Below are 26,431 nucleotides of genomic sequence, written 5' to 3'. Positions count from 1 at the left end.
GAATCGTTACCGTAAATGAATGAAATTATAGAGGGGTGTCAGCAATGATACCCTTCTTTATTAAGAAAAGGAAGCGCAGCTATGACAGATGATAAGAATAAATATATCTTATCGATTAACGGCATGAGCAAATCGTTCGGTAGAAATAAGGTTCTGAAACATATCAGCATGAATGTCAAACCTGGAACCATTATGGGACTGATGGGTGAAAACGGTGCCGGAAAATCGACAATGATGAAATGCCTCTTTGGAACCTATCAGAAAGATGAAGGAACCATCGTATTGGACGGAAAAGAAGTGAATTTCTCCGGTCCGAAGGATGCACTGGAAAACGGAGTGGCAATGGTACACCAGGAGTTGAACCAGTGTCTTGAAAGAAGTGTTGTAGATAACATGTTCCTTGGAAGATACCCAAAGAATTCCGTTGGAGTGATCGACGAAGGAAGAATGAAAAAAGAAACATCAGACCTGTTCAGAAAACTGGGAATTACAGTTGATCTGACGCAGCCAATGAAGAAAATGTCTGTATCTCAGAGACAGATGTGTGAGATCGCAAAAGCGATTTCCTATCATTCCAAAGTCATTGTACTGGATGAACCTACATCATCCCTGACTGCACCAGAGGTTGAAAAACTCTTTAAGATGATGCGTCAGCTGAAGGCGCAGGGAATTGCTCTGATCTACATTTCACATAAAATGGATGAAATATTTGAAATCTGTGATGAAATATCCGTACTGCGAGACGGAAGCCTGGTCATGACCAAGCCAAGTAAAGAAACGGATATGAACGAACTGATCGCCGCTATGGTTGGACGTTCTCTGGACAACAGATTTCCGCCTGTGGACAACACACCGGGAGAAACCATTCTCTCCGTACAGAATATATCAACAAAATATGCACCGAAACTGCAGAACATCTCTTTTGATATCAAAAAAGGAGAAATTTTCGGATTCTATGGTCTGGTTGGTGCCGGTCGTACGGAACTTCTGGAGACAATCTTCGGAATTCGTACAAAAGCAGAAGGAAATATCGTATATGATGGAAAAGTACTGAACTTCTCCTCCCCGAAAGATGCTATGGATCACGGATTTGCTCTGATTACAGAGGAAAGAAAAGCCAATGGTCTGTTCCTGAAGGGCGATATTACATTCAATACTACCATTGCAAACATGAAGCATTATAAGAGCGGAGTCGCATTATCGCATGACAAGATGGTGCGTGCAACGGCTGAAGAAATCAAGATCATGCATACAAAATGTATGGGACCGGATGATATGATCGCCAACCTTTCCGGTGGTAATCAGCAGAAGGTTATCTTTGGTAAATGGCTGGAACGTTCACCGAGCGTATTCATGATGGATGACCCGACACGAGGAATCGATGTTGGAGCAAAATATGAAATCTATGAACTGATTATCAATATGGCGAAACAGGGAAAAACAATCATCGTTGTTTCTTCCGAAATGCCGGAGATTCTTGGTATTACCAACCGAATCGGTGTTATGTCTAACGGACGTCTGGCCGGAATCGTAAATACCAAAGAAACAAACCAGGAAGAATTATTGAGACTCAGTGCTAAATACCTGTAACAGGAGGAAAATTGGAAATGGCAGAAAACAGCGTTATTATTTCGTCGGAAGAAGAAGCAAAGCTTTTGAAGCCGATCGATGAATATGTGGAAGAAATCCAGAAAAAAATCGATGCATTACGTGCAGACGGCTTTGACAAAGTGAGCGATCTGAAAAAACAGATCGCGATCGCAAAAGAAAACAAGAACTTATCCGCAACACAGAGAGATAAGATCATTGAAAACAGCAAAAAAGAGCTGGAAAATGCAAAAAAAGTAGAAGCAGACAACAAAGAAGAAATCAAAAAGCTGATCGCAGAGGCAGAAAGCTATCTGGCCGCGCATTACAAAAAGGATTATTACGACGTAGTAAACAAAAGCTGCAAAGCTGCAAAAGCAGAAGAAAACAGCAGATATGAGAAGGTCAAAGCAGATCTAAAGAGCGAGCATCAGAAAAAGGTTGCTTCTCTGAAGGATGCAGAAGAGATTAAGGCTGAGAAATATGTGCTCAAAAATAAATTGTTTGATGCACAGATGGCTCACGAATCGAAGCTTCAGGAGATCAAGGACAGAAGACATGAAGCATTCATGCATAAATATCACCTGATCGACCTGTTGCGGGCTTCCAAATTTACATTCCCGCAGCAGAGAATACAGAAATTGGAAAATTACAGATATACCTTCGATTTATCTCAGTTCCTGTACAAAAACGGTCTGTATATCGTAATCATTCTGATCTTCATCGCACTGTGTATCATCACACCGATCGTTAAAAATACACAGCTGCTGACTGTTACCAACATCCTGAATATCTTACAGCAGGCATCCCCGCGTATGTTCCTTGCACTTGGTGTTGCCGGTCTGATCCTGTTAACAGGTACCGACCTTTCCGTGGGACGTATGGTTGGTATGGGTATGGTTACAGCAACCATCATCATGCATAACGGAATCAATACAGGTGCTGTATTCGGACATGTATTTGACTTCTCAGCTATGCCTGCTACAGCGAAAGCACTGTTTGCACTGTTAATGTGTGTAATCCTTACGACAGCATTTGCCATGATTGCCGGATTCTTCATGGCGAGATTCAAAATGCATCCGTTTATCTCTACCATGGCGAACATGCTGATCATCTTCGGTCTGGTTACCTATGCGACCAAGGGTGTATCCTTCGGTGCGATTGATTCTGCCATCCCGAATACTTTCATTCCGCAGATCGGAAAATTCCCGACCATCATTCTGTGGGCTGTTGCAGCAGTTGCCATTGTATGGTTTATCTGGAACAAAACAACTTTTGGCAAAAACCTGTATGCGGTAGGTGGAAACCCGGAAGCGGCAGCAGTATCCGGTATCTCTGTATTTAAAGTAACAATGGGAGCATTTATGCTGGCAGGTATCCTGTATGGCTTCGGTTCCTGGCTGGAATGTAACCGTATGGTTGGTTCCGGTAGTGCAGCTTACGGACAGGGATGGGATATGGATGCCATCGCAGCCTGCGTAGTTGGTGGTGTATCCTTTACCGGTGGTATCGGTAAGATCTCCGGAGTTGTAACCGGTGTACTGATCTTTACCTCCCTGACATATGCCCTGACGATTCTGGGTATTGATACCAACCTTCAGTTCATCTTCGAAGGTATCATTATTCTGGCAGCTGTAACACTTGACTGTCTGAAATATGTACAGAAAAAATAATGAAAGATTCATAAACAGATAGAATATAAGACAGCCCGGTCGTCCGATGGATGACTAGGGCGGTCTTTTATTCTGTTCTGGCAAAAATTTTTGTAACTATTCATTCAGCAGAGAGCAATCTTCTGCTATAATGAAGGAACAACAACGTACTCCGGAAAACAGGGGGATAAGAATGGAACAATATAAAGTGATTCTTGTCGATGATGAAGTAGAGGTCATCGATGTTATGAAAAAAAAGATCCATTGGAATGATCTGGGATTTGACGTAGTGGGAAGTGCCACCAACGGCGTGAAGGCTTTGGAGCTGGTGGAAAAACTTCAGCCGGATGTGGTACTGACGGACATTAAAATGCCTTACATGGATGGACTGGAGCTGGCAAGAAAACTGAACCAGGACTATCCCAATATTTACATTATGCTTTGCACCGGTTTTGACGAATTTGAATATGCGAAAGAGGCCGTCCATCTGGAGATCAAGGAATATATGCTGAAACCCATCAGCGCCATCGAACTGTCAGAAAGCCTGATGAAGCTGAAAACCACACTGGACAGGGAACGGGAAGAAAAGTTAAATGTAAAAAAACTGGAAGACTATTTCCAGGAGGTATTACCAAAGCTGCAGTCCAATTTCTTTATTTCCCTGATCGAGGGAAGGGTCAGAGAAGAGGATTATGAACGATTCCTTTTGGACTATCGGGTGGATATGAAGGGACCTTTGTTTTGCTGCATGATTTTTCATACATCGGAAAATGATGTGCCGGATGGCATGAATCCCTTATTGTTATCCATGTCCGTGGAGCGGGAGATCAAACAGCGGCTGATGGAGAACTGTAATTGCCAGGAGTTCATCTATATGGGTAATACCATTCTGATTATGGAACTCCATTCAGAAGATGAGATAGCTCAATTGACGGACAAGTGTGACCGGTTCTGCCGCTGGGCATGGAGAATTATGGGGGCGGCGGTTACCGCAGGGATCGGAACCGTCTGCAACAGTCTGTACGATATCAGTATTTCCTACGAGGGAGCCAGAGAGGCGGTATCCTACCGTGTCCTGTACGGAACGAAAAGAGCCATCAATATCGCGGAGATCGTTCCCAAAGAGTCAAAAAAGGCGGTTCCCTTAGAAGAGACAAGGATGCAGGAGCTGTTTCGTGCCATCCATGTAGGTGATCAGGAGAAGATCCGGAAAGAAGCCATCAAGGAGACAGAAAAGCTCCATAAGAATGCAGCCACCATCAGCCAGTACAATCTGGCTACCATGGAGATTGTCAGCGGATTTTTCAAATTCTGTGCCAATAATTCCATGGATTTCAATGAAATTTCCGGAAATGTACAGAATCTTTACGAAAGAGTGACTCAGCTGGATGAAAGCTCTATGACAAACTGGATCATCAATATGTCTATGGCGATCAGCGAAAAACTGAGAAGTACCAGAAACAGTACCTCCAGACGGATCATCACCGATGCACAGAACATCGTAAAAGACAGATATATGGAACCGGCGCTCTCGCTGGATGATGTGTGCGCAGATCTTGGTGTGTCCAATTCTTACTTTTCGTCCATCTTTAAAAAGGAAACCGGTCAGTCCTTCGTCTCCTATCTTACGGATTACCGAATGGACAGGGCAGAAGAAATGGTGTTGAACACCGATGAAAAAAGCTATAAGATCGCAGAAAAAGTGGGATATCAGGATGCGAACTACTTCAGCTATGTATTCAAAAAGAAATTCGGTGTTTCCCCTTCCAAATACAGAGCTTCCGGAAAATAGGGAACAGGTGAAAGGGAAAATACATGAAAGATAGAAAAAGAAAGCCGGATTCCCGGAAGAACATCGTATTTAACATACAGTCGATTATCCTGTCTGTCCTTATGGCGATTTCACTGGTTACGATCATTGTAATGGGATTGCTGCTTTACCATCGATTCAAGCTGGCATTGGAAAAAACAGCAGTGGACAACACGGAAGCTACTGTAGAGGCTACCGTGGACCGGTTAAATGCAGACCTGCTGGATATCCGGCAGATTATAAACGGGGCAAACTACAACGTGGTCCAGCAGTTTGATATATCCAGCCGGGAATTCTCGGAGCAGTTCAGTCTGCTCTATGAGACCAACTCCGATAAGATTCAGAGCCTGGCTTTGTATGACCCCAAAGGAAATCTGATTGCATCGGAGCCGGTGGCGGCAGAAAAGAAAAATGTGAAGGTGCAGACGCAGGAATGGTATAAAAATGCGGAAGATGCCATTGAAAATATACACTTTTCCACACCGCATATCCAGGAGCTGTTTGAGGACGGCTCTTATCGGTACCAATGGGTCGTTTCCCTGAGCAGGTATGTAGATGTCAACAAGGGAGAGACACCGGAAACCGGTATTCTTTTACTGGATATGAAATATTCTGTGATCAGGGACGTGATGAAGCAGATCAATGACTGTTCCGGCGGAATCTACTATTATCTGACCAGTCAGGACGGAGAAATGATCTACCATCCCCGGGGAACGGAATTAAACCGCGGATTATTTGAAGAAAACAGTCTGGACGCGGCAAAATACGAGGACGGAACCTACGAGATCCGTTCCGGCGGTCAGAACGAGACCGTGATCGTCGGCAGCGTAGCCTATACAGGCTGGAAGATGATCGGTGTTGTGCCAGAGAGCGTGCAGGCGGCAAACTACAAGAACTTCCGTTACTATGTATTTGCCACGATTCTGGTTCTTCTGGTCATGCTTTTGGAGGGAAATCAGCTGGTATCCCGGAAGATATCCAAACCGATCCGGGAGCTGGATGCTTCCGTCAAGGCCCATGAGGCAGGAGGAAAACCGGATATCTATATCGGCGGCTCCTCGGAGATCCGCCATCTGGGACATTCTGTGCAGAAGTCCTATGAACAGATCGAAAAACTGATGGACGAGATCATCCGGCAGCAAAATGAACGAAGAAAAAGTGAACTGGATGCCCTGCAAAGCCAGATCAACCCCCATTTTCTGTATAATACACTGGAGTCCATCACATGGATGGTGGAAGCCCAGGAAAATGAAGCAGCGGTTCGTATGATTTCCGAACTGGCAAAATTACTTCGTGTCAGTCTGTCACGGGGTAAGACCATCATTCCCATTAAGGATGAGCTGCAGCACAGCAGAAGCTATATGAATATCCAGCTGGCCCGGTACAAAGAGCGGTTTAAAACAGAATTCCGAATCGAGGAAGAGATCGAAAACTGCTGCATCGTAAAGCTGGTGATCCAGCCCATCCTGGAAAATGCCATCTATTATGGCGTTGGCAATATGGATGAGGATGATGGCGGCATGATCATCGTCAGCGGAAAAAAGAAAGACGAGGACATTCTGATCACCATCGAAGACAATGGGATGGGCATGCGGGAAGAAGTCCTGGAAAATATTCTGACGGATAACAGCAAGGTTCCGAAGCACGGTTCCGGCGTGGGTGTGATCAATGTGCATTCCAGAATCCGGCTGATGTTTGGCGAAGAATACGGACTTTCCATAGAAAGCGAACCGGACGAAGGAACAAGGGTTACGATCCGTATTCCGGCAATCCCATATACACCGGAAAACGCAGAAGCATTGGAATTACAAAAATACATACAAAGGAGACCGGGCAGATGAAAAAGAACAGAATGAAATTTCTTATAATTGAGTTTCTTTTGCTGCTGCTGGCAGTATTCTTTGTATGGAAAATTTTCGATCAGAACGTAGCAGAGCCCCGGATTGCGGTGATTCTTCCGGAGTCCGGTGACAAACGCTGGGATGCCCTGATCAAGGGAATGAAGCAGGCTGCGGCAGAGAACAACGTTCATATGATCATCTGCAATACGGAAGAGATCGACGGGCCGGAGGCGGAAAGAGAATTTATCAGGGAACAGAAGGACAACGATATTGATGGCTTTATCATATATCCGGCACCCGGTCATGAGACGGAAAATATGCTGAAAAAAGAGTGTGGAAATAAACCGTATCTGCTGATTGCAGATGGTCTGGCGGTAAAAGAAGGGAAAACTGCCAGTCCCACGATCCAGCCGGATTACCGGGAGATCGGAAGATGGCTGGGAGAACGGCTGAGAACAAAAAAGCAGAAGATCGGAATTATCGCCGACTGGAAAATGTCCGAGGCTGTACAGGCGGAGATTTGTGGATTGAACGAGGCGCTGGAAGGCAGCGAAAGCAAGATCAGCTGGTGTATTTACCGGAGAAAAGAACAGGACATTGTGGAGCGGATGAAGAAGGAAACAGAGGCGGATGCTCTTGTCATCCTGGATGAAGGAATATTGGAAGAGTTTGGAGAGCAGGCAGAAAATGGAACATACGAGGGCGCGGAGCTCTATGGAGTGGGTTACAGTCTGAAGACGATTGCACTTCTGGATAACGGAAACATTCAGGGGCTGGCTGTGCCGGACGGATATGAAATCGGCTATAAAAGTGTGGAAGAAATAACCAAAAGGATCGAGCACAGGTCTTATAAAATGCAAGGATATATAACCGAATATCAGGTACTTGGCAAGGAAAATTTCTCTATGGACGAAGATTTAGAAAGGTTTTTATATTCCTATGAATAAAAAGAAAAGAAGGGTGGCAGTATTATTATCTGCCACGATAGGGAGTGCGGTGCTTGTGCTGTCGGGGTGTTCCGGCAAGTCGGACCAGACAGAGAAAACCCTGCGGGTCGGAGTGATAACCTACACGCAGGATGATCCTTTTATCAATGGACTGACGGATGAACTGAAGGCGCAGCTGAAAGCCATGGAAAACAAAGAACGAAGGATTATCGTATCGACAAAAAGCGGAAACGACGATCAGCAGGAACAGAACGAAAAGGTGGAAGAGATGATTGATGCCGGCTGTGATGTGCTCTGTATCAATCTTGTGGACCGGACAGCTCCGTCCCGGATCATCCGAATGGCAAGGAATGAAGACATTCCTGTGATCTTCTTTAACAGGGAACCGGTAAGAGAAGACCTGATGCAGTGGGAAAAGCTGTATTATGTGGGCTGTGATGCAGAACAGTCCGGGATCATGCAGGGTGAGATCGCAGCAGAATACATCAACAGCCATCCGGAAGTCGATAAAAACAAGGACGGAAAGATCCAATATGTGCTTCTGGAAGGAGAAGCGGGTCATCAGGATGCCATCAGCAGAACGGAATATTCCGTAAAGACACTGATGAAAAAAGATGTTATACTGGAAAAGCTAAGCTATCAGTTAGCGGACTGGAACCGGGGACAGGCGGAAAACCGCATGAACCGTCTGATCAGCCAGTACGGAAAAAAGATTGAACTTGTTATGTCCAACAACGATGAGATGGCACTTGGGGCTGTGGAGGCCTATCGGAAAGCAGGCTATGTCCGTGAAGAATGGCCGGTGATCTTCGGAATTGATGGCCTGGAAGAGGCTCTGGAAGCCGTAAAAGCAGGAGAGATGCAGGGCAGCATCCTAAATGACAGAGTGGATCAGGCAAAGAAAATGGCGAAAATGGCAGTGGAGCTGTTCGAGGGAGAGGAATTTGACCAGGAAAGCCTGAAAGAAGGCCGGTATTATTTTTCAGAATATCAGAAGGTAGACGGCAGCAACATCGATGAGTACCTGAACGCAGAAGAGACGATTTCCCACTCCGAAATGTAAGCAGGAAGACTGCGTTTGCAGGCAGAAAGAGTAAGTAAAGACGTGTCTTTATTTTAAACCAATCAAGCAAGCAGCGAAGCGGATTGCGAATATCCGACTGACAGAATGAGGAAAAACAGATGGAACATACATGGACCAAAGATTTTTATCAGGAGACAGATCCGGCAAAACGGCAGCAGATCTTAAAAGAATATATCGGAGAGGAGGAAGCCTGGGAAGAAGAATACCGGGCTCGGCTCTGGACGGCCCGATACGGACAACGCAGGCTCCAGAAGGATGAATTTGTCAAATGCCTGATGGAACTGAAGTATCTGGCGGAAGGAACCTCTCTGGATCCGGGAGGCGACAGAAGAAAGATGGGAGCCCGGATTCTCTCTACGTTGTGTCTGGCGGAAGCCATGCAGTCAGATGAGGGATACCAGAAAATTCTTGCAGATGAACTGTACAATGTATTCCTGAAATTTATTCAGGTCAGCAGAGGAGGCAGAGGATTTACCTCTCTGGTATTCGGCATGGGACAATTGTCCGAAGAAGGAATCGCGAAAAAAATCGCCGAACAGATCAGTGTGATCGCGTTCAAGGCACCACGCCTGCTTCACATGGAAAAAGAATTCACCCTGCTCCGGGAAGCCGCCCTCCGGGCATATCGGCAGGAGTATCCGAACAGGGAGCATTTTCTGAATAAATATTGAATTTATTGCAGTAATGTCTGAAAAGTGGCAGGCGGAAAGAGAAAGGAGAATAAAATGGAATACAGAAAATTTGACAATGTTATAGTAGCAAGGATTGACAAAGACGAGGAAATATTGGAGCAGCTGAGGGTAATTGCCATAAAGGAGAATATAAAGCTTGCCAGTGTCCAGGCTCTTGGAGCGATCAATGATTTCACAGTCGGAGTATACAAGACAGACGAAAAGAAATATTATTCAAACAGCTTCCAGGGGTATTATGAAATTACATCACTGACAGGTACAATCAATACAATGGATGGAGAATACTATGCACATCTTCATATGAGTGCCGGAAATCAGAAGGGCGAGGTGTTTGGAGGACATCTGAACAGAGCGATTGTCAGTGCAACCTGTGAGCTGGTCATCACGGTAATTGACGGAAGAGTGGACAGAGTTCATGATGAGGAAACAGGACTTAATATTTTTAAGTTTAACTGAAGCTGCAAAGCAGCTATTCGGTTATGAGCAAGTAGCGAAGCGGATTGCGAATATCCGCTTGACTTAAAAGCCTGAGAGGAAATAGTGAGAAGCAACATCGGGATGCAGCGTAAGCGAAATCGAGATGTGATCTGAAGAGATAATACAATTTGCAAAAAAGTGGATTTTCCACATAAATACCTGAACTGGAGGTGTATGGGCTATGATAAAAGAACATTATTCGATCCTGTTTTGCAGCTTAACGGGTAATACAAAGAAGCTGGCTGATGCAATCTATGAAACGTTGCCAAAGGACAAATGCGATTATTTTGGCACAAACGATTCGCAGGTACCGCAATCCGACGTATGCTATATCGGATTTTGGACGGACAAAGGGAATGCAGACCAAAAGACATTAGAATTGTTGTCGAAATTAAAAAATAAAAAGATTTTCCTGTTTGGAACAGCTGGATTTGGCGGAAGTGATGCCTATTTTGAAAAGATTCTCGGACAAGTCAAACAGTCGATCGATGCAAGCAATACGGTCATCGGTGAGTATATGTGCCAGGGAAAGATGCCGCAGTCTGTGCGTGAACGGTATGTGAAAATGAAAGAAAACCCGGAACATCCGGCCAATCTTGATCTGCTGATTAAGAATTTTGACCGTGCTTTGTCACACCCGGACAGCGAAGATTTGGAAAGACTGAAAAAGTCATTATGAGATAGAAAAGTATGTTGTGCTTGATAAAAATAATCAGATAAGAGCAAGATTCGCGAAATAATTGCAATGGATCGTCAAATGGAATAGAATGGAGAGAAAAAAGAAAGGTGTGGAAAAGGCAGGGCTGGCAAAGCATATCCGGCAGATGAGGTCATGCAGAAACAAAAACAATGAAAACTACAACAAAACAAACTCATTTATACAGTAACACGGATCTTCGCAAGCTTTTAATTCCAATCATCATTGAACAATTGCTTTCTTCCCTGATGGGAACTGTCGACACGATGATGGTCAGCAATGTCGGGTCTGCCGCAATTTCGGCAGTCTCGCTGGTGGATTCCATTAATATCTTAGTCATTCAGGCGCTTTCTGCGCTGGCGGCAGGAGGAGCGATTCTCTGTTCGCAGTATATTGGAAGCGAAAAACGGGATGGAGCAATCCGTTCGGCACAACAGGTGCTTTTTGTTATGGCAGTTTTGTCCGTCGCATTATCCGCGGGCTGTCTGATTTTCCGTGTTCCGCTGCTGCGTGTTATTTTCGGGGCAGTGGAAGCGGATGTTATGAAAAATTCACAGGTATATTTCCTGTTTACGCTGCTGTCATTCCCGTTTATCGGTCTTTACGATGCGGGCGCATCCATTCTGCGGGCGCAGAACAACAGCCGCAGTCCGATGGTGATTTCGGTGATTTCCAACTTTATGAACATCGGCGGAAATGCCATTCTTATTTTCGGCTTCCACATGGGTGTCGAAGGAGCCGCGATTTCGACTTTAATTTCGCGTATTTTCTGTGCGGTTGTCGTACTGTGGAAGCTTCGGGATGAAAGCAAACCGATTTTTGTGAAGCAGTATCTTTCCATTCGGCCGGACTTTGGTTTGATCAAAAAAATACTGTTCATCGGTATTCCATCGGGAATCGAGAACAGTATGTTCCAGTTTGGAAAGCTGGCGATTCAGTCCACTGTGTCCACACTTGGCACGGTTGCCATTGCCGCGCAGGCGATGACGAACATCCTTGAGAACCTGAACGGTGTCGCTGCGATTGGTGTCGGCATCGGACTGATGACGGTAGTCGGTCAGTGTCTCGGCGCGGGCCGGAAGGATGAAGCAATCTACTATATTAAAAAACTGTGCTGGCTGTCAGAAATGGTTATCGTTGCAAGCTGTCTGCTGGTATTTGTGCTGACAAAACCGATTACGATGATCGGCGGTATGGAGGCAGAGAGTGCAAAGCTCTGCATGCAGATGATGATCTTTATCACGATTGTAAAGCCGCTCTGCTGGGTCATGGCGTTTGTCCCGGGATACGGCATGCGGGCCGCGGGAGATGTAAAATTCTCCATGATCACGTCCTGCTGTACGATGTGGCTGTGCCGTGTGAGTCTCTGTATTTACCTGTGCCGCGTATGGGGATTCGGCCCGATTGCGGTCTGGATCGGTATGGCGGCAGACTGGAGCCTGCGGTCCATTCTCTTTACCATCCGGTTCAAATCAGGAAAATGGCTGAATCATCATTTGATAGAAGAAAAGAAATAGGAAGTTCGCCACACGCTCTAGACATCTTCTTGCGGTAAAAAGGAAAGCGCATATGCAAGAGAGTCGTTGAGATGAGATTTTTGACCGCGGCTGGAAGCCGTACCGGATCAATCACCTGAGCTGGTGGAAAGAGGAGCTTGCATCCGAAGAAGAGATGGAAGAGGGACGGAACAATCTTGCAGCACATGACAATCGGAATGTAGATGAAAAGAAAATCCTTTTGTATGAACAGATCATTCGGGTTGTGTAGAAACAGGAAGAAAAAACTGGATTTTTCCAGTACCGGATGATAAGATAAAACTGTGTTTCGGGATGGCTTAAACATATGGAGGTGCAGGATGGAACCAATTTATTTGTCAATCCAGCAGAAGGAAACTGGCAGCCGCATCAAATCCCTTCTTCGTGAAAGCGGATACACCGTGAGAGACATTCAGAATGCCATGGGTTTTGAAAATCCACAGGCGGTCTATAAATGGATTTCCGGCAAGTGCCTGCCAAGTCTGGACAACTTTCTCATTTTAAGCAGATTATTAAACATAAGCATCGAAGATATCCTCGTCATTGACGGGGATATTCCTCGTTTCCGAAGCAAATACAGAGAAATCCGAGAAAGATTAAACCGCTGGTATAATGACAAAATCGTTATTTTGTGATACAGTGAAGAAAAAGCAGAAAAAGAACCGGTTAAAAAGGTTTTGGAAAGGAAAAACAGATGTCAGCAGGAATACGTTTTGGCTACCGCAATTTAGAACATACCCCAGAAGCAACGTTTGTCGTCAAACAGCGTGGCTTTGTTTTGATATGTTCAATTGAGAAAAGCGACAGAACGGATTCTGTGGAATATGATACGGGAGGATCAAATTAGACGACCGCATCAGACAACTGGATACGAACGAAGAGGAGCCGCTTATCTTATGTTGAACACATGGGATAGGTGGCTTTTTCTATTAAATTTTTATATCAGAACAAATTGAGAAGGGAGAAACCCGGAATGGATCAGATCGAAATCAAAGGAAAAGTAAATACAGCCATCTGCTATGCCAGGGTCGTAGAGGAGGAAGCCATCGAGCAGATCCGCCGCATGTGCGATTATCCGATGACGGAAGGCTCGCGGATCCGCATCATGCCGGATGTGCATGCGGGAAAAGGATGTACGATCGGAACAACGATGACCATCCGCGACAAGGCAGTGCCGAACGTCGTCGGCGTGGACATCGGGTGCGGCATGTACACCGTAAATCTTGGAAGAGCCGAACTTGATTTTGCAAAAATCGACGAGGCGGCACATGTTATCCCGTCCGGCATGAATGTCTGGGAGGGGAGACAGGAACGTTTTGACCTGATGACACTTGCCTGCAGCCGGGAATTAAAAGACACAAAACGCCTGGAGCGGTCGCTTGGAACCTTAGGCGGCGGCAACCATTTTATCGAGATCGATGAAGCCGCCGACGGCACAAAATATCTCGTCATCCATTCCGGCTCGCGGAATCTCGGAAAACAGGTGGCAGAGTATTACCAGAATCTGGCAGTGCGGCTGGACCGCGGTTATGACGAGTACCTGGAAAAACGCGAGGAGCTCATACGCACCTACAAAGAGCAGGGCCGCAGAAAGGAAATCCAGGAGGCGTTAAAACAGCTGCAGTGGAAACCGGACGAAGCGCAGATGCCGGAGGATCTCTGCTATCTGACCGGAAAATATCTGGAAGCCTATCTGCACGACGTGGAGATCTGCCAGCAGTTTGCACGCCGGAACCGGGAAAAAATGGCGGAAATCCTGCTGGAACGAACCGGCCTTACCGGCACCGATGCGTTCCACACGATTCATAACTATATCGACACAAACGAGATGATACTCCGAAAAGGCGCAATCGCAGCGCACAAAGGAGAACGAGTGCTGATTCCGATCAATATGCGCGACGGCAGTATTCTCGCCGTCGGAAAAGGAAATCCGGAGTGGAACGATTCTGCCCCGCACGGAGCCGGACGGCTGATGTCGCGCAAAAAAGCGAAGGAAACCCTGGCACTGGAGGAATACCGGAAGAGCATGGAGGGAATCTATACGACTTCTGTCAACGAACATACCCTGGACGAGGCGCCGATGGCGTACAAATCGCTGGATGACATTCTCGATATAGTCCGTGCATCGGTCGATGTCGTGGAGGTGCTGCGTCCCGTCTACAATTTCAAAGCATCAGAATAGAGGCGGAGGAAACCAGTAAAATTCCTCCGCAAGAAGGAGGAAGAAAAAAATGATGGCAATTCCGTCAATTGATATGGAAGCAACAGGAAGAAACATTACAAGACTGCGGCAGCAGGCAGGCCTTACCGTCCGTGACCTGCAGGAAATTTTCGGTTTCACCACCCCGCAGGCAATCTACAAGTGGCAGCACGGCACCGCCATGCCGGCAATCGACAACCTGGTCGTGCTGGCAGCGGTATTGAATGTGTCGATCGATGAGATCGTGATTGTGGAGACAAGAGAGCTTGTGCTTGCGAGTGCATAAACCTGAGAACGTATTTTACGCAACTTTAACACAATCTTCCCTCAATTTCATGTAGAATAAAAAGCACAGATTCCGTAGCTTTTCTACAAGCCGCAGCAGCCGGCTTATGGTAGCAGAAGCACTCGGTGAGGCAGAAACAGCAGGCTGGATCGGGTTGGCTCCGTTGACTTTATATGTGCAAACTGATAAGATACTCATAAGTATGTTCTTAGGGGTATCTTATTTTTGTATTTCAAAAAGAAAAGGGGAAATTAAATAATGACAAAAAAGAAAATCATTGGCCTTTGCATCGGCGCTGTCGTTCTTGTCGTGGCTGCGGCCGGTGTGAAGGAAGGCAGCTGGCTGATGAAGCATCGCCGGATGCAGAATGAGTTTACGCATGAGATGAATGCATTCACGACCAAAACAAACGCTGAGCTGATCCAGCCGACGATTGTTGCGGAGGATGATATCTATGGCTGGTTTTTCCATGAGGAAGATGACGGGCTGTACATGAATCTCTATTACCGGATCAAAAACGAGTCCAATCAGCACGAAATTGCATCCAGTGAATTTCCTGTGAAGATCAAAAAGGAGCTTCTTGCGGATGATAAAGTGTGGAGCAGAACGACGGGGGCCGCGAAAAATCAGGTTCACGCGGAATACCTGGAAGGAGAAGATGACATGACGGTTTCGTTTGACGTCTATTACCAGTGTGAGGGTTCCTGCGGGGAATATTTTGCGGATATTACCGTGACGGACAGTGAGACCGGAAAGCTCTACTACAGCAGTGAAGCAGAAAATGAAGCGGCAGAATAGGAGGAGCGATGGCCGAAAAACAAAGCAAAAATAAATGGCACACACCGGCGGAGCGGATTATGATGCTGGGATTTGCGGCGGTAATCCTGCTGGGAACGATTCTTCTTTGCCTGCCGGTTTCTGCGGCGGACGGAAAAAGCGTTTACTGGCTCGACGCCCTGTTTACCGCAACGACATCTGTCTGCGTGACGGGCCTTGTCACCGTTCCGACGGCGACGACATGGAGTACCTTTGGAAAAATTGTGATCCTCGGGTTGATTCAGTTCGGAGGTCTTGGCATCATGGCGTGCCTGACGATGGTGTTTCTGATCCTGCGCCGGAAAATCAGTCTGCAGAGCCGGAAATTAATTCAGGATACCTATAATCTGCCGGTTTTAAAGGGCAGTGTGGGCATCGTGCGCCGGCTTCTGATTGGAACAGCAACCGTAGAGATTGCGGGGGCGGTTCTGTATAGCTTCTGGTTTGTGCCGGAGTATGGCTTCTGGAAGGGAATCGGCTACAGTATTTTTCACGCCGTTTCCGCTTTCTGTAATGCGGGAATCGATCTCGTTGGCGAAGCCTCTTTTGCTCCGTTTGTAACGAACCCGCTGATAAACTTTACGACGATGGGACTGATTCTTTTGAGCGGTCTTGGTTTTCCCGTCTGGTGGGAAGTTATGGAGCGGGTGCAGGAGCTTGTGAAGGGAAAACGGCCCCGTAAAAATTTTGTGCGAGGATTCACGCTTCATACGAAACTGGTTTTAACGACAACCATGATTCTGGTGTTCGGTGGAGCACTGCTGATTCTTGCACTGGACTGGAATCACGCGCCATCACTTGGCAGCCTGAAACCGGCGCAGAAGGTCATGGCGGCTTTTTTTCAGTCCGTGACGACAAGAACGGCAGGTTTTGAGACGATCCCGCAGGCTGATTTCTCGGACAGCTCTGCAATGGTAAGTATGGTTCTCATGTTCATCGGTGGCTCCCCGATGGGAACGGCAGGTGGTGTTAAGACGACAACGGTTGCCATTCTGGTTGTGCTGGTTGCCTCCTATATTCGCGGAGACTCAGATACGGTGGCCTGGGGGCGGAAAGTGATGGAAGAAAATATCCGTACCGCTGTCGTCATTTTCTTTTTTGTACTGACGACAGTCTTTACTGCCACCGTGCTGCTGATTTCCGTAACCGGAAGCCCGCTGCTGGATTGTACGTATGAAATTATTTCTGCGGTTGCAACGGTGGGCCTCACCCGTTCCCTGACGCCGACGCTTCCTTTTATGGGAAAGGTGATTGTTATTCTGGTTATGTTTATGGGAAGAATCGGGCCGGTGACGCTGGCTGTCGCACTGCGCCGCAGAACAGGAAGAAAAGATGTCGATATTCAGAGACCGGAGCAGCGGATTCTGATTGGATAGTTGGGAAAATAAAAAACAGGACAGATTTCAGAAAACGAGGAAAAGAAATGAGTAAACAGTATGCAGTCATTGGACTTGGAAAGTTTGGTTTTTCTGTAGCAACGACACTTGCGCAGGCAGGAAAAGAAGTGCTTGCCGTTGATAAAGACGCTGAGCCGGTACAGGAAATTGCCGATCTTGTTACCTATGCGGCGCGCGCGGACATCACCGACAGCCGTGTTTTTGCATCGCTTGGCATCAGCAACATGGATGTCGTGATCGTCGGCATCTCTGAAAATATGGAGTCGAGCATCCTCGCCACCCTGCAGGCAAAAGAGGCGGGCGTGCCGCTCGTCATCGCAAAGGGCATGAGCCAGATGCATGCCAATATTTTGAAAAAAGTCGGCGCGGACCGCGTCGTGATGGCGGAGAGTGAGACGGGCATCCGCCTCGGAAAAAGCCTGATTTCCGGTGGCTTCCAGGACTTCTTCATGCTGTCGGATTCGTTCTCCATGGTAGAGCTTCCCGTGCCGGAAGAGTGGACGGGGCATAACCTCGAGGAGCTGGATCTGCGGAAGAAATACAGTATCAACGTAATCGCCGTCAAGGACGGGGAAGACATCCGTGTCACGGTCAATCCGAAGACGCTGCTCCGCGCAGAGGAAGTGCTGATTCTGATCGGCGAAAACAAAGAACTTGCCAAATTGATGAAAAACAGGAAATGAGGGGACCATTCATGATTACAAGCAGCAGCAATGCACAGGTAAAAAACATTATTGCGCTGAACAAAAAAGCAAAAGAACGCCGGGAGCAGGACGTTTTCGTGGCGGAGGGCTGGAAAATGTTCCAGGAAGCGCCGCGGGAATGGCTGAAAAAAGTATATGTGTCTGAGAGCGGCAGCAAAATGCATGAAATGCCGTCCGACGGGACAGAATACGAAGTAGTGGACGACCGCGTGTTCCAGTCCATGTGCGACACGAAGACGCCGCAGGGTGTTTTAAGTGTGATCCGCATGCCGCATTACACCGAAGAGGAGGTGATGGACAACGGAAAGACACCGCTTCTGATGGTACTTGAGGATCTGCAGGACCCTGGAAATGTCGGAACAATCATCCGCACCGCAGAGGGCGCAGGAGTCACCGGCATCATCATGAGCCGCGGTACCGCGGATATCTTCAATCCGAAAACGATCCGCTCGACGATGGGCTCGATCTACCGTATGCCGTTTCTGATCGTCGACGATGCGGTCGAATTTGTAAAAGGCTTAAAAGCGCGGAAGATCTGTACGTACGCGGCACATCTGCACGGCGTGCATTCCTACCGCGAGGAGGATTACACAAAAGGAACGGCATTCCTGATCGGAAATGAGGGAAACGGCCTGACTGATGCAATGGCAGAGGCCGCCGAGTGCCTGATCCGTATTCCGATGGAAGGAAAAGTGGAGTCGTTAAACGCAGCGATTGCATCCGCCGTTCTCATGTATGAGGCACACGGCCAGCGCGCATAAAAGAAAGAGCGTTACCGGTTTTCTTACATTTCTCTTAACCTGCCGGAAACCTACTCGACAGAACCGGTATTTTGAGCTAAAATAGAAAGAGCAGAGTCCGGGCTGAATTTCTGTCAGTCCGGTAAAACTGTAATATTTGCCAGAAAAGCAAAAGCTGTTTTGGGAGGAAGGAAAAATGAGTGAGAAAAAAAACATCAGTAAAAAGGAGCTCCGAAGAAGAAAGCGGAAGCGTGCGCTGATGATCAAAACAGGAATTCTATGTGTTCTGCTTGTCATCTTCGGCATTGGAATATGGGCTTTGGCCGGAGGAACAGAAAAAATCCAGCAGAAAGCACAGGAAAAAGAGGATCAGAAAACAGCAGAGGTGGACGGTTCCGTATCGTCGGACAGCACGGGAAGTGCTGAAGCGCCGACAACGAAAGCACAGATTATGGCGGAAGCCGATGCACTTGCGCAGACATACGATTACGATGGAGCCATTGAAAAGCTCCAGAGCGTAGAGGGCGCAGCGACCGACGCGGATATCATCACAAAAGTAGCAGAGTACACCAGCACGAGAGATGCCTGTGTGCGCGTCAACGTCAACGAAGTAACCCACATTTTCTATCATTCTCTTGTAGTCGATCCGCAGAAAGCGTTCTATCAGGACAACGCACAGACCGCAGGCTTCTGCCAGTGGATGACCACCGTGGATGAGTTCAACGCGATTACCCAGCAGATGTACGACAGAGGATATGTCATGGTTTCGATCAACGATCTCGTGAAAAAGACCGTAGATGATGACGGAACCGTTCATTACGAGGAAGGGGACATTTACCTGCCGGAGGGCAAGAAAGCATTCGTTCTTTCTCTGGATGACCTTTCCTATTACCACTCTTACGACGGACGCGGTATTGCCAGTAAGATGGTAGTCGGCGACGACGGAAAACCGACCTGCGAATATATTCAGGATGACGGAACTGTTGTGACCGGTGCTTACGACTGTATCCCGCTGATGGATCAGTTTATCGAAGCGCATCCGGATGCCGTATACCACAATGCGCGCGGAACCGTAGCACTGACCGGCTACGATGGAATCCTCGGATACCGCACCGACGGTGATTACAAGACGAGAGAAGATCTGACGGATGATCAGGTAGCATGGCTTGATGCACACCCGGATTTCGACTGGGATAAAGAGTGCGAGGAGGCGAAAAAAGTAGCCGATGCGATCAAAGCAGACGGCTGGACATTCGCAAGCCATACCTGGGGCCATATCCGTGTCGGCGACAAACCGATCGAGACGATCCAGGCGGATACCGAGAAATGGCTGACGTATGTTGCACCGCTCATCGGCGGAAGCGATATCATCATCTTTGCACATGGACAGGATCTTTCCGACTGGCACGATTACACGATGGACAATGAGAAGTTTGCTTACTTAAAGAGCCAGGGCTTCAACATCTACTGCAACGTAGATTCCTCCCAGTATTTTGTTCAGGTAAGAGACAATTACCTGCGTATGGGACGAAGAAACCTGGATGGATACCGTCTGTACCAGAACCTCTACGGAGGCGGCGAGGACAGAACAAGCGATCTGTTTGATTCTGCCTCTGTTATTGATCCGCAGCGGCCGACAGATCCATCTCTTTACAATTTAGGTTAAAGAATTTTGAAAATGAAAAAGATCTCACAGAACTTTCTATTATTTATAGAAGAAAGTCTGTGGGATCTTTTTTTCAGCAGGGCGAACCGTTTACAGATATTTTTCTACGAGCGGAAACGGCAGAGGCCCGAGACGGAGCAGTTTTTCATGGAAACCGATCAATGAGAATGAGTCACCTTCCTGTTCCCGCACTTCCGAGAGGAGCTGCGAAAACGAGAGCGATCCGACACAGTATTTCAGATAGTTCGCCGGTGTCTCGAGAATATACTGATATAAAGAGGCAGCGGCCGACGCATCCGTGATGCCGAACTGCGCCAGAAAGGCTGACGCATCCGAGAGGAGCCATCCCTGGCTGTGGATTCCGAGATCCAGCAGCGAGCAGAGGGTAAGATGCACCGAGCGGTTCAGATACCAGAGACGGCAGAGTGCCTGCGTGTTTGCATCGAGATTACGTGCGGCGTAGCGGCAGGCATATGATTCAACGTAGGTTGCCCATCCTTCCACATAACCCGACGGCGCGTAGAGATGGCGGATCAGAAGCGGGTCGGAGCGCGAGAACGAGACGGTCTGGTACAGATGGCCGGGAAAGCCCTCGTGGGCAAGTGTGGAATACAGTTCGATGCCGGTCATCTCATCCGCGGGATTCAGGTAAATGGAGTTGGGTGAATTGATATCGGCGGGCGGTGTGAGATAAAAGGCGGGGCTTAAAAAATCCTTGAGGGAGTCATCCACGGTCTTTACTTCGTATGCGATACCCGAAAGAACGGGAAAATCTTCAGAAACGGCATTCTGCAGATCGGCAAGCATTTCCTCCGGCGTGGAGAACGGCAGCACGAGCGCCTGCTCGGAGAGGGAGAGCGACGGATTCTGATCGAGAATGATCTGCATTTCGGCACACTGGTCCGCAAGCTGCTGTGTTAAAAGGCGGGTCAGCTCCTCCGGTGAAGCATCAACACCGACGCGGCTGCGGAGAAGATACGCATAGTAGGAAAGTCCGCCTTCCTGCCGTGAAAGACCACCGGCGTTCTGTGTTCCTTTGCCGCGGAGTGAAGAAAGCGCATCGGAAAGAGAGCGGTAGGCGGGAAAAACACAGGAGGTAAGGAGTTTTTCATGCGTCTGCAGACAGAGATTCCTTTCCGCCTCAGAAAACAGTGAAGACGCCTGCAGTTTATTTTGAAAAACGGTGTGGAGCAGATGGATTTCCGGTGTATCCGCGTCGGCGAGAAAAGCACTGCACTGGCGGATAATGCCATCGACCGCAAGGTCATTCTGAAACACGCCCTGCCGGGATTTTTCCTGCTCGAGTGCGATGAGGTCGGAGAAATAGCGCGGGAGATCCTGCAGAAGATGGAGGTAATCGGCGATATCCTGCTGTGTGCGGAACGGGTATTCTGCGAGCAGAATGGGAAGCTGTGCCTGAATCCCGAGCGACGGACCGAGCGGTTCCGCAAGAAGGCTGGTGCTGCCCGGCATTTTCTCGCAGTCCAGCTCGTAGAGCAGAAGATCGAGCGTGATCTGATTTTCCGCGGAGAGGCGGTTGCGATGAAAGGATGTGAGCGTTGTTTCCACACTCTGCAGCAGGGCATCATACGAGGTGCGGTCAGGGATGGAAACCGTGCCGAACGAGGCGGTGCCGGGGGCAATTCCGCGGGAAGCCGGATCAGCGAGGGTATAGTGGAGCGTGATGGCAGAAGAGGTTACCTCGGAGTGGAACCGTTCCTCCACATACGCGGAAAACCGGCGGTTCTCACCAGGGGAAAAGAACGGGGAAAAATACCAGAACAGCAGGGCGAAAAGAAGTCCGCCGCACAGAAGCAGAGGGAACAGGATGCGGCGGTGCAGAGAAGCTGGTTTCATAGAATAGGCTCCGGTGCGGACAGTTATCATAAAGTATGTAAAAAATGCTGATTTTATGCGCTTTTTCCGTGGCCTTTCATTTGACTTTCCAAAACGGCTTTGCTATAATCAGTAACGAATGAAATAAGGGACTTTTCAGTGCAGAACGGATTTGAAAAAGAATCCGCGAAGGTAAAAGAGAATCAGGTGGAAATCCTGAGCGATCCGGTCACTGTAAGCAGGGAGTGTTAGCTGCAGAAATGCCATTGTGCGAAACGCATGAGAAGGCGCGGCTGCCGTGAAGATCTGCGAGTCAGGAAACCTGCTGGAAAGGTTAGTGAATCGCTTCCGATGAAAGCATATATTCATGGAAAGATGTACGAAGTAAAATCGGACATCTGCTTTTTTGTCGCCATGCGTCCGAAAAAGAGCTCCGGTGGAGAAACTCTTTTGCAGAAAAAGCAGATGTCTGTTTGTCTTTTCGCAGAAAAAATGTGTCCTCAAAAACAAGATTACTTGCAGGGAGACATCATTGACGGGGACAGGCACCGCCCAGCTGCCTGAAAAAGTCAGACGGAATCCGGAGCAGATGCGCGAAGGAGATCCGAAGAAAAGGAGAAGTTATGAAAGGAAATTCAAGCAAATTTCTGGCACTGCTGCTGTCGGCGTCCATGATCATGAGCCCGACTGCCAGCGTATTAGCAGATACGCAGGAAAAAGCAGCACAGACAGAAAGCAGCGCAGCCGCAGAGGAAGCGCCGCAGAGCGAAGAAACAGCAGAGACGGCAGAACCGGAAACAACACCGGCAGAAACCGAGAGCAGTGAAAGCACTGCAGAGACTCCGGCAGAAGAGCCGACGGAAACACCGGCCGCGCCTGCAGAGGATCAGACAGCGGCAGGATCTGACGAGACCGAGACACCATCCGCAGATGAGGATGCTTCGGAAGATACTGCAGAGGACACTGCAAAAGACGGTGAAGAGACTGCCGATACCACAGAAAAAGAGCCGGAAGCAGCAGATGAGACTTCCCAAGATGCTGAAAAAGAAACACCGGCAAAAGAAGAAACCAAAGATGCTGTAAAAGAGAATACCAGTCCGGCGGCAGAACAGCCGAAAACGGAAGTAAAAGAAACAACCAAAAATGAGGCATCCAATACAGCCGAGGAGAAAGAAACAAAAGCAGCGGAAGCAGCAAAACCGGCAGATGGTGAGTATGAGACTTCTGCAGAAGCAACCGGAAGCATGTTCCGTGTGATTTCTTCCAGACTCATCGTAAAAGATGGAAAACTGAAAGCATCCATTCTGCTGAGTGGAACCGGCTATGATTACCTGTATACGGGAACAGCAGCAGAAGCTGCCGCAGCAGATGAAAAGAGCTGGATTGCTCCGACAGGAAGCGAAACCTATACGGATACGAAGACCGGTGCAGAAAAGACCGGATATCGTTTTGAAATTCCGGTGGAAGAGCTTGACAAACAGATGGATGTTGCCGTTCGCTCAGCCAAGAAAAAAACATGGGCTGATAAAACCGTTACGATCCACAGCACCGATGCAATCCCGACGGTAACACCGGAACCAACCGAGACTCCAAGCGAAAATCCAGGTGAGGATTCCTCGAATAAGCCAGCCAGTGTAGAAGCACCGGTTACCAAAGAGGACGGCAGCGTATTCAAAATGTTCGTCATCTCCGAGGCAACAATGATCAACAAGGGCGATAAACTCGTTCTTACACTGAAAACAAACAACGTATCATTTGATAAACTGTATCTTGGAAAGAACGATGACCTTGCAAAAACACCGGCTATCCAGGGAATGCAGGAAGCAAACGGCGGTTATTCCTTTACATTTGAAGTAGATGCGGACAAAGCCGGCACAACCGTTCCGATCGTTCTTGGAAAGAAAGACGGAACCTGGTACACCAAACAGCAGCTTTATCTTGCAGTTCCGGGAAGCAAAACACCGGAAGTAACTCCGATACCGGAGCCGACCGAGACTCCGGTCCCGACTGCAACCCCGACTCCGAGTGAGACTCCGGTTCCAACCGCAACTCCAACTCCGGAACCGGCGAAAGTAGAAAACGGTATCTACAGCGGAACCGCGGAGACCGGCGCAGCTATGTTCAAAGTAGTCGGCGTAGAGCTGACCGTAAAAGACGGCGACATGAAAGCACGCATCACGTTAAGTGGTGTTGCCTACGATTATCTGTACATGGGAACACCGGAAGAGGCAGCTGCCACAGACAAGAGTGCATGGATTGCAGGCGTCGGCACCGTTGATTACACAACAGCAGACGGCGAGACGAAAACAGGAATGCAGTATGATATTCCGGTAGCAGCACTCGATCAGGCACTTGTTGTTTCTTCCCATTCTGCAAAACGGGATAAATGGTATGCAAGAACCATTACTATTGCATCTTCCAGTCTGAAAAAGACCGCAGATCTTCCGGCAGATGAGACCAATAAAGTAGCAGATGGTATTTACAGTGCAGAGGCAACAACTAATGCAGCAATGTTCAAGGTAGTCGGCGTAAAACTGACCGCGAAAAACGGAAAAATGACAGCAGTTATCACCTTAAGCGGAAGCGGCTATGATTATCTGTATATGGGAACCGGAAAAGATGCGGCAGCAGAGAGCGGCGCATGGATCGCTTCCACCGGAAAAGTGGACTACACCTTAGACGGTGAAACCAAAACCGGAATGCAGTTTGAAATCCCGGTAGAGGCACTTGATCAGGAATTTGCTGTAGCAGCTCATGCAGTAAAGAGCGGCAAATGGTACGACAGAGCCATCACGATTGCATCTTCCAGCCTGAAAAAGACCGGAGACCTTCCGTCGGATGACAACAAGGGCGATACTCCGAAACCAACCATCGTTCCGACCAAGACCCCAACCGTATCTCCATCTGAGACACCGGTTGTAAAACCGACCAGCACCCCGACTCCGGCACCGACCCAGAAACCGGCCGATACCAAACCGGAGCAGGAATCCAAATATGAGTCTGACTTAAGCGGCGGCACATCCAAAGTAGACAGTGCAACCACACTGGCAGACGGCGTTTACACACCAGACGGATTCTCCTTCTCCGGCGGATCCGGAAAGGTAACCATCTCCTGCAGCAAGATTACTGTAACGAACGGACAGGCTTATGCAACGATCGCATTCAGCAGTCCGTACTACGGATATGTAAAAGCAAACGGAAATAAATACATGGCAAATGTCAGCGGCGGAAGCAGCATCTTCACCATTCCGGTTGAGCTGAACAAGAACAATACCATCATCGGTATGACCACCAGAATGTCCGTTGCCCATGAGATTTCCTACAACATCTTCATCTCCCTGGCAGCAGCAAAGAAGGGCGGCAGCACTTCTTTCAGCACAGGATTTGTAAAAGCAGACGGAACAACCTCCACGATCAGCACCGATAACTCCAAGCTGGATACCACCGCTCCAGAGATCATGGGACTGGAATACAAAGCAGAGACAAAACTTGCTTACGCAGAGTACTTCAAGATGTATCATTACGACGAAGGCATCACCCTGCTGGAGATCGATATGACAAAAGATACCGAGCGTGATCCGGAGAAACGGACCGAGGACGACAAGAAAGCAGAAGATACCGATACCGCAGCAGCAGAGAATACCGCAGCAGCAACCGACGAGGAAGAAGCGGCAGCAGCATCCGATTCCAAAAAAACCAGCACTGAGAAAGCGAAAGATCTGACCGAAAAGACAAAAGAGCTGTACGAAGGCAATGTTGTCAAATATCTGATCGTTCCGAAAGATGTTGAGATTCCGGCAGGACTGGACAAAGATATGATTGTGATCCAGCTTCCGGTTGAGAAAACATACGTAGCATCTGAGGATGCCCTGAAACTTCTCGACGAGCAGTTAGACGCAGCAGAGAGCATCAAAGCAGTCGGCATGGAGCAGAAAGACTGCCAGATCGAAAACATTGCAAAAGCAATGGAAGACAAAAAAATCTCCTTCGACGGAGCATTCGATGATCTGGACTACAAAGCTCTGGTAAAAGACGAAATCGACTTTGCAATTCTTCCGTCTGAGTTCCTTCCGGGAAATGCAAAAGATGAGGAAGATGCTGATGCAGCCGACGAGACCGCAGATACCAAATCTGAGGATCAGAAGGACGATAAAGACGATAAGACAACGGATGAGAAAGCAGACGAAGACAAGACTCAGGAAGAACTTCTGAAAGAGGAAAATGAGCGTCTGTCCGACACCGCAGAGCGTCTGGCAACCCTGACCATTCCGATGCTGGTTGACCGTTCCGCAGATGAGAAGACCGATCTTGCGAAAGCAGAGTGGCTGAAAGTCTACGGCGTGATCTTCGGATGCGAGGATCAGGCAAACGAGCTGTTCCAGCAGATGGTAAAGGCAGAAGAGAATAAATAAGTACAATAATTTGCAGCAAAAAATGAGAAAGGGCTGCTGCCGTATGGCAGCG

Annotated in this window: 21 protein-coding genes and 1 riboswitch; of the genes, 20 read left to right on the top strand and 1 reads right to left on the bottom strand. The window is 48.0% G+C overall.

Going from position 1 to position 26,431, the window contains the following annotated elements; all coding sequences use genetic code 11:
* Positions 1–81: 81 nt before the first annotated feature.
* The 19 genes from DW642_RS10255 (at position 82) to DW642_RS10170 (ending at position 20,131) form a co-directional block, all read left to right on the top strand.
* Positions 82–1,590, top strand: a complete 1,509-nt coding sequence (locus DW642_RS10255) for a sugar ABC transporter ATP-binding protein (protein ID WP_055228555.1) — start codon at positions 82–84, stop codon at positions 1,588–1,590.
* A gap of 17 nt (positions 1,591–1,607) precedes the next feature.
* Entirely contained in the window at positions 1,608–3,260 is a 1,653-nt protein-coding gene (locus DW642_RS10250) for a galactose/methyl galactoside ABC transporter permease MglC (RefSeq protein WP_117510117.1), read from the top strand.
* A 172-nt stretch (positions 3,261–3,432) separates the two neighbouring features.
* Positions 3,433–5,031, top strand: coding sequence for a response regulator (locus DW642_RS10245; protein WP_117510116.1), 1,599 nt, complete (start codon positions 3,433–3,435; stop codon positions 5,029–5,031).
* A 23-nt stretch (positions 5,032–5,054) separates the two neighbouring features.
* Positions 5,055–6,890 carry a cache domain-containing sensor histidine kinase gene (locus DW642_RS10240; protein WP_117510115.1) on the top strand — a complete coding sequence of 612 codons (1,836 nt, stop codon included), beginning with the start codon at positions 5,055–5,057 and terminating at the stop codon, positions 6,888–6,890.
* Positions 6,887–7,837 (top strand): substrate-binding domain-containing protein, encoded by a 951-nt coding sequence (locus tag DW642_RS10235; protein ID WP_117510114.1) that lies wholly within the window; start codon positions 6,887–6,889, stop codon positions 7,835–7,837. The genes DW642_RS10240 and DW642_RS10235 overlap by 4 nt, the downstream gene beginning before the upstream one ends.
* A gap of 13 nt (positions 7,838–7,850) precedes the next feature.
* Positions 7,851–8,900, top strand: coding sequence for a galactose ABC transporter substrate-binding protein (locus DW642_RS10230; RefSeq protein WP_305764415.1), 1,050 nt, complete (start codon positions 7,851–7,853; stop codon positions 8,898–8,900).
* A 119-nt stretch (positions 8,901–9,019) separates the two neighbouring features.
* On the top strand, positions 9,020–9,592 hold the full coding sequence (locus DW642_RS10225) for a DUF6553 family protein (RefSeq protein ID WP_055228551.1): 573 nt from the start codon (positions 9,020–9,022) through the stop codon (positions 9,590–9,592).
* Between the two features lie 54 nt (positions 9,593–9,646).
* Complete coding sequence (locus DW642_RS10220) at positions 9,647–10,069, top strand: PPC domain-containing DNA-binding protein (RefSeq protein WP_055228550.1); 423 nt, start codon at positions 9,647–9,649, stop codon at positions 10,067–10,069.
* A gap of 202 nt (positions 10,070–10,271) precedes the next feature.
* Positions 10,272–10,769 carry a flavodoxin family protein BilS gene (bilS, locus tag DW642_RS10215; RefSeq protein ID WP_117510113.1) on the top strand — a complete coding sequence of 166 codons (498 nt, stop codon included), beginning with the start codon at positions 10,272–10,274 and terminating at the stop codon, positions 10,767–10,769.
* A gap of 170 nt (positions 10,770–10,939) precedes the next feature.
* On the top strand, positions 10,940–12,304 hold the full coding sequence (locus tag DW642_RS10210; RefSeq protein ID WP_117510112.1) for an MATE family efflux transporter: 1,365 nt from the start codon (positions 10,940–10,942) through the stop codon (positions 12,302–12,304).
* A gap of 338 nt (positions 12,305–12,642) precedes the next feature.
* Positions 12,643–12,957 carry a helix-turn-helix domain-containing protein gene (locus DW642_RS10205; RefSeq protein WP_117510111.1) on the top strand — a complete coding sequence of 105 codons (315 nt, stop codon included), beginning with the start codon at positions 12,643–12,645 and terminating at the stop codon, positions 12,955–12,957.
* Positions 12,958–13,295: 338 nt separating this feature from the next.
* A complete protein-coding gene (locus DW642_RS10200) occupies positions 13,296–14,504 on the top strand; it encodes an RtcB family protein (RefSeq protein ID WP_117510110.1) in 1,209 nt (402 codons plus the stop codon).
* A 49-nt stretch (positions 14,505–14,553) separates the two neighbouring features.
* Positions 14,554–14,808 (top strand): helix-turn-helix domain-containing protein, encoded by a 255-nt coding sequence (locus DW642_RS10195; RefSeq protein ID WP_117510109.1) that lies wholly within the window; start codon positions 14,554–14,556, stop codon positions 14,806–14,808.
* 106 nt (positions 14,809–14,914) lie between these two features.
* Positions 14,915–15,067 (top strand): hypothetical protein, encoded by a 153-nt coding sequence (locus DW642_RS15870; protein WP_158555015.1) that lies wholly within the window; start codon positions 14,915–14,917, stop codon positions 15,065–15,067.
* Entirely contained in the window at positions 15,067–15,606 is a 540-nt protein-coding gene (locus DW642_RS10190; RefSeq protein ID WP_117510108.1) for a hypothetical protein, read from the top strand. The genes DW642_RS15870 and DW642_RS10190 overlap by 1 nt, the downstream gene beginning before the upstream one ends.
* Positions 15,607–15,614: 8 nt before the next feature.
* Positions 15,615–17,000, top strand: coding sequence for a TrkH family potassium uptake protein (locus DW642_RS10185; RefSeq protein WP_055228548.1), 1,386 nt, complete (start codon positions 15,615–15,617; stop codon positions 16,998–17,000).
* A 47-nt stretch (positions 17,001–17,047) separates the two neighbouring features.
* Positions 17,048–17,704: a potassium channel family protein gene (locus DW642_RS10180; protein ID WP_055228547.1), complete on the top strand. Its 657-nt coding sequence runs from the start codon at positions 17,048–17,050 to the stop codon at positions 17,702–17,704.
* Between the two features lie 11 nt (positions 17,705–17,715).
* A complete protein-coding gene (locus DW642_RS10175; RefSeq protein WP_117510107.1) occupies positions 17,716–18,486 on the top strand; it encodes a TrmH family RNA methyltransferase in 771 nt (256 codons plus the stop codon).
* A 175-nt stretch (positions 18,487–18,661) separates the two neighbouring features.
* Positions 18,662–20,131, top strand: coding sequence for a hypothetical protein (locus DW642_RS10170; protein WP_022461704.1), 1,470 nt, complete (start codon positions 18,662–18,664; stop codon positions 20,129–20,131).
* 90 nt (positions 20,132–20,221) lie between these two features.
* Here DW642_RS10170 and DW642_RS10165 read toward each other — a convergent pair whose 3' ends face one another.
* Positions 20,222–21,988, bottom strand: a complete 1,767-nt coding sequence (locus DW642_RS10165; RefSeq protein WP_158555014.1) for a DUF885 domain-containing protein — start codon at positions 21,986–21,988, stop codon at positions 20,222–20,224.
* Between the two features lie 119 nt (positions 21,989–22,107).
* A riboswitch (cobalamin riboswitch) is annotated at positions 22,108–22,311 on the top strand.
* A 279-nt stretch (positions 22,312–22,590) separates the two neighbouring features.
* On the opposite strand from DW642_RS10165, the gene DW642_RS10160 reads away from it, so the two are divergent.
* On the top strand, positions 22,591–26,379 hold the full coding sequence (locus DW642_RS10160) for a hypothetical protein (RefSeq protein ID WP_117510105.1): 3,789 nt from the start codon (positions 22,591–22,593) through the stop codon (positions 26,377–26,379).
* Positions 26,380–26,431: the final 52 nt, after the last annotated feature.

The sequence above is a fragment of the Blautia sp. AM23-13AC genome (assembly GCF_003435675.1).
Classification (GTDB): Bacteria; Bacillota; Clostridia; order Lachnospirales; family Lachnospiraceae; genus Fusicatenibacter; species Fusicatenibacter saccharivorans.
The sequence above is the reverse complement of the archived record's forward strand: the minus strand, read 5'-3'. Positions and strand labels throughout refer to the sequence as shown.